Here is a 601-nt window from a genome sequence, read left to right as displayed (position 1 = left end):
ACATTTGCGCCAACAACGAAATGGCCATCCTCATCAATAACCGTTCCTTTTACAATGCCTTTAACAGGAGTGAGACTTACTGGAACGGAACTAACTTCATTGTGTGAGACTGTTACCGTTCGGACATCAACGACGTAGTCAGGAGAAGAAAACTGTAGCGTATAGTCCCCGACTGGCAAGTTGTTGATAGTAAAATCGCCACTTGCATCGGTTTCAAACATAGCATTGGTTTCTAGGATCGTGATGTGTATCGCTGGCAAATTACCGCCATATACAGAAGTCACCTTGCCTGAAATAGAACCTTTGGTTTTCTTTATTGTCACATTGCCAAGATCCTTGATTTGGCCCTTAGCTAAATCAAAGGCAGGTACCGACACCGTCTCGTAGGTAGCCTTCGTGACGATGAGTGCTACACCGCTGCGCGCCGTAACATCGTTGAACGTAAACTCCCCGCTATTCTTGGTGGTTGCTGAAACCCCATCAAGCGAAACATTTGCGCCAACAACGAAATGGCCATCCTCATCAATAACCGTTCCTTTTACAATGCCTTTAACAGGAGTGAGACTTACTGGAACGGAACTAACTTCATTGTGTGATGTGA

At 45.3% G+C, this 601-nt stretch carries 1 protein-coding gene; it reads right to left on the bottom strand.

What is annotated here, in order from left to right; all coding sequences use genetic code 11:
* The coding region (locus AC1DLM_RS35505; protein WP_477572636.1) for a carboxypeptidase regulatory-like domain-containing protein at positions 1-601 on the bottom strand (601 nt) is incomplete at both ends.

This window comes from Paenibacillus sp. 01T442 (assembly GCF_056398345.1).
This window is presented reverse-complemented; position numbering and strand designations above follow the sequence as displayed.